The sequence below is a fragment of the Halobacillus sp. BBL2006 genome (genome assembly GCF_000786645.1).
Lineage (GTDB): Bacteria > Bacillota > Bacilli > Bacillales > Halobacillaceae > Halobacillus.
The window spans coordinates 1-1039 of the sequence record NZ_JRNX01000911.1 but is presented as its reverse complement, the minus strand read 5'-3'; the positions used below and the strand labels follow the sequence as shown (position 1 = coordinate 1039).

At 45.4% G+C, this 1039-nt stretch carries 1 protein-coding gene; it reads left to right on the top strand.

What is annotated here, in order from left to right; translation table 11 throughout:
* Positions 1-1039: family 16 glycosylhydrolase (locus LD39_RS20995; protein WP_035553486.1), on the top strand; the 1039-nt coding region annotated here is incomplete at both ends.

Below are 1039 nucleotides of genomic sequence, written 5' to 3'. Positions count from 1 at the left end.
TGAAATTGACATCATGGAAGCTGCAGGCGGCAATCCAGATAAGATCGGCGGCACGATCCATTACGGAGAAGAATACCCGAACAATACGTATACGAGTGGAGACTATCACTTTCCAGAAGGAGAGGATATTACCGGATACCACACGTATTCTGTGGAGTGGGAACCTGGGGAGATTCGCTGGTATGTAGACGGGGAACTTTACCAAACACTGAATGACTGGTTTAGTAAGGGGACAAACCAGGCAGACAAGTATGCCTTCCCAGCTCCATTTGATCAAGAATTCTATATGATTTTGAATTTAGCTGTTGGTGGCTGGTATGGGGGCAACCCTGATGAAACCACTGAATTCCCTGGGGAAATGGAAGTAGACTATGTAAGAGTCTATGAGTTGACAGGGAGAGATTACAAGGAGCCTGTTGAACCAGTAGTCGAAGATGAAGAATTACCGGAGGATGCTAAGCAGCCTCTGGAGGATGGTAATTTGATCTATGATCAGTCTTATCAAGAACCGATTACGGTTGTAGATCAACCTGAGGATTCTCTTGATCCAACCTATTGGAACTTCCTTAAATTGCCTCAATTTGGAGGGGAAGGGACGATGGAAGCTACAGATGTTGACGGTGAGCGTTTCGCAAAAACAACAATCGAAAACCCTGGAAACGCTTTGTGGTCCTTGCAGCAAATTCAGAAGATTGCCATCTTGAAAGGTCACACGTACGAAGTAACCTTTGATGCGAAATCGAACACGAATCGGAATTTGATGACAAAGGTTTCAGGAGGAGCTGAAAGGGGTTATGCCAATTATTCTGGTGAGAAGACCTTCCAGCTGAGTGACGTGGTTCAATCCTACAATTACACGTTTACCTTGAATCAGGATACGGACTTAGCAGCAAGACTTGAATTCAACATGGGCAGCAATGGACAAGCCCCTGTCTGGATAGGAAATGTTCGTGTAGAAGATGTTACGGATCAGCAGGAAGAAGAAACCTCCAAGTCGCCTCTAGGTGACGGAAACCGCATCTATAATGGGACGTTCGAT